3 protein-coding genes are annotated in these 3120 nt (G+C 65.2%); all 3 read left to right on the forward strand.

Annotated elements, in window-relative coordinates:
* Positions 1-77: 77 nt before the first annotated feature.
* On the forward strand, positions 78-1376 hold the full coding sequence (gene obgE, locus Q0176_RS01250; protein WP_299298277.1) for a GTPase ObgE: 1299 nt from the start codon (positions 78-80) through the stop codon (positions 1374-1376).
* Positions 1377-1512: 136 nt separating this feature from the next.
* Positions 1513-2145, forward strand: a complete 633-nt coding sequence (nadD, locus tag Q0176_RS01255) for a nicotinate-nucleotide adenylyltransferase (RefSeq protein WP_299298280.1) — start codon at positions 1513-1515, stop codon at positions 2143-2145.
* Positions 2142-3120, forward strand: a 979-nt coding sequence (locus tag Q0176_RS01260) for an LCP family protein (protein WP_299298282.1), incomplete at its 3' end; no start/stop codon positions are given. The genes nadD and Q0176_RS01260, both read left to right, overlap by 4 nt.

Below are 3120 nucleotides of genomic sequence, written 5' to 3' on the forward strand. Positions count from 1 at the left end.
ATATTTATACGTGATAGAATATTCATTTTTTGTTTTGATCAGCGCTTCCCTGTTTTTTTCGAGTGGTGGTGTTGCCCATGAAGTTCATCGATCTGGCCAGGATAATGGTCAAGGCGGGGCGCGGAGGGAATGGGGCCCTCAGCTTTCGCAGGGAAAAATTCATCCCCAAGGGCGGTCCCGACGGCGCGGACGGCGGACGGGGCGGGAGTGTGATCTTCGAGGCGGTGGGGGGGATCGTCACCCTGGCCGACTTCGAGTTCAACCGCCGCTTTCAGGCGGGACACGCGGGGCACGGCGGCGGAGCGATGCGGACCGGTGCGGACGGCGAGGACCTGCGCGTCTCCCTGCCCTGCGGCACCCTGGTCCGGGACGAGGCGGGGAACATCCTTGCCGACCTCGTCGAGCCGGGCCAGACCTTCGTCGCCGCCAGGGGCGGCCGCGGGGGGCGGGGAAACGCACATTTTGCGAGTTCGGTGCGCCGGGCGCCGCGTTTCGCGGAGAAGGGCGACGCGGGCGAGGAACGGACCCTGACCCTGGAGCTGAAACTTATTGCCGACGTCGGACTGGTGGGGTTCCCTAACGCGGGGAAGTCGAGCCTCCTTGCGGCGATCAGCGGCGCGAGGCCGAAGGTCGCGGGGTATCCCTTCACGACCCTTTCCCCGAACCTGGGGGTCCTGGCCGTCGACGATCAGCAGATCGTCATCGCCGACGTCCCGGGCCTGATCGAGGGGGCGCACGAGGACAAGGGGCTGGGGCTCCATTTCCTGCGTCACGTGGAGCGGACCCGGGTGCTGGTCCACGTGGTGGACCTGTCCGAGCCCGACGTGCTGAAAAACTGGAGAATCGTCTGCGGCGAGTTCGAGGCCTATGGGGCCCGGCTCACGGAGCGTCCCTGCCTGGCGGTCGGGAACAAGACGGACCTGCCCGGCTCGGAGGAGAACGCCGCGATCCTGAAGGAGGAGATGTCGCGTCTGGGCATCCCCTGCCTTTGCGTCAGCGCGCTGACGGGGGAGGGGATCCCGGTCCTGATCGACAGGATCGTCGAGCTTGTCAGGCTTTATCCCCGTCCCGAGGGCACCGTCTCCCTTGCGGAGGCGCCCGCCGTCCGGGAGCTGCCGAGGCGGAGGGGCGGAAGGCCGGAGCCCGTCGAGGTCCGCCGTATGAACGACGGGAGCTTCCGCGTGGAGCACGAGAACCTGGAGCGCTCCGTCCGGCGCATCGACTTCGACCAGGAGGACGCGATGATGAAGTTCGCGCGCCTTTTGAAACGGCTCGGCGTCGAGGAGGCCCTGGAGGATGCGGGCGCCCGGGAGGGGGACAGGGTCCTGATCGGGGAGGCGGAATTCGAGTTCCAACCTGATAGAATTATCGAGTAGTCCCTGTGTGTGCGGCGGGCCCCGTCCTGGAGGGCGGACATTTTCTTCCCCTCCGGCGTTCGGCGGCCGCGTCGAGGCAGCGTCGCACGGGCTTGAAACGCGGGGCAGGCGCCCCCATCTAGGGAGGGTTGTCGCTGTGTCCATCAAGACGGGCATCATGGGAGGGACGTTCGACCCCATCCATTACGGGCATCTGCTGGCGGCCGAGGAATGCCGCCGCTGCCTTGGTATCGATCGGATCGTCTTCGTCCCGACGGGCTCCCCTCCGCACAAGACGGATCGCCGGGTGACGCCCGCCGAGGATCGCTACGCCATGACGCTGCTGGCGACGGCCGGGGTTCCGGAGTTCTCCGTCTCCCGGATGGAGATCGATCGGAAGCGGCCCACCCACACCGTGGACACGCTGAGGGAGTTTATCGCAGGGGGAACGCCTCCCGAAGACCTCTTTTTCATCACGGGGCTGGATGCCCTCCTTTCCATCGATACGTGGGTGGACTACCTGCTCCTTCCCACGCTTTGTACGCTGGTCACGGCGACCCGACCGGGGTATGATGTCCAGGGAGTGGATTCCCTCCCCGAAGGAATCCGGGACAATATCAGATTGGTCGAGATCCCCGAGTTCGCCATCTCCAGCACCGAGATTCGTCGGCGGGCCGGCGACGGCCGGGGCGTACGCTTCCTGGTGCCCCGTCTCGTCGAGGCGTACATCGAGTCCGCGGGGCTCTACGGGAATGTGGAGGCGTCGAGTATGGAGGTGTCGCGGCAGTGAGATTTCTCAAGATTTTCGGGATCGCCCTCCTGCTCCTTCTGGCAGTTTCGGGAGGGGCCGCTTTTCGTCTGAAGGAGATCCTGTTTCCAAAAGATCCTCTCGACCTGGGGCAGTCCCTGGCCGTCGGGAGCGACGACGCACAACCGGAGAGGGATGAGGGGCCCTATATCGACCCCGTCCTGGGCACGGTGAACGTCCTCGTCGTGGGGCTGGACAACGTGGACGGCGGCTCGCGCACCGACGCGATCGCCCTGGCGATCTTCGACGCGGAAAACAAGTCGGTGCGCGTGGCCTCCATCCCCAGGGACTCCCGTGTGCAGATCCCCGGGCGCAACTGGGACAAGATCAACCACGCCTATGTCTACGGGGGCATCGACCTTCTGAAGGAGACCGTGGTGAACCTGACCGGGATGGCGGTCAACTATTTCGTGATGGTCAACTACAAGAGCTTCCCCCGGATCATAGACCTGATCGGGGGCATCGATATCTACGTGGACAAGCAGCTGAAGTACACGGACTACTCGGGCAAGCTCTTCATCAACATCTCGAAGGGGCAGCAGCACATGGACGGCAAGACGGCCCTGGGGTACGTCCGCTTCCGGCATGACCCTCTGGGGGACATCGGCCGCGTCCAGCGGCAGCAGAAGTTCATGGATATCGTCCTGTCCAAGCTGAAGTCCCCGGCGATCCTGCCCCGTATCCCCGCCCTCATCGACGAGGTCATCGCCGCCGTCGATACCGACCTGACGCCGCTGGAGGCCCTGAAGCTCATGCAGTTCGCCAACGCGCTTCCGCCGGACCGGGTGCAGATGTTCATGGCCCCGGGCAAGGCGGGGTACAGCGGAAACCTGAGCTATTGGATCCTCGACACGGTGGGGCTGTCCCTCCAGTTGGCGGCGAAGCTTCCGCCCGAGGGGCAGCAGGACGTCCTGAGCGCCGACGCCAAAGAGGCCTCCGGCGATGCGGTCCCGATGG

The sequence above is a fragment of the uncultured Fretibacterium sp. genome (genome assembly GCF_938040765.1).
GTDB lineage: Bacteria > Synergistota > Synergistia > Synergistales > Aminobacteriaceae > CAJPSE01.

What these genes read in the sequence shown, in the direction of transcription:
- obgE (WP_299298277.1), top strand. Translation starts at nt 78, where the DNA reads ATGAAGTTCATCGATCTGGCCAGGATAATGGTCAAGGCGGGGCGCGGA.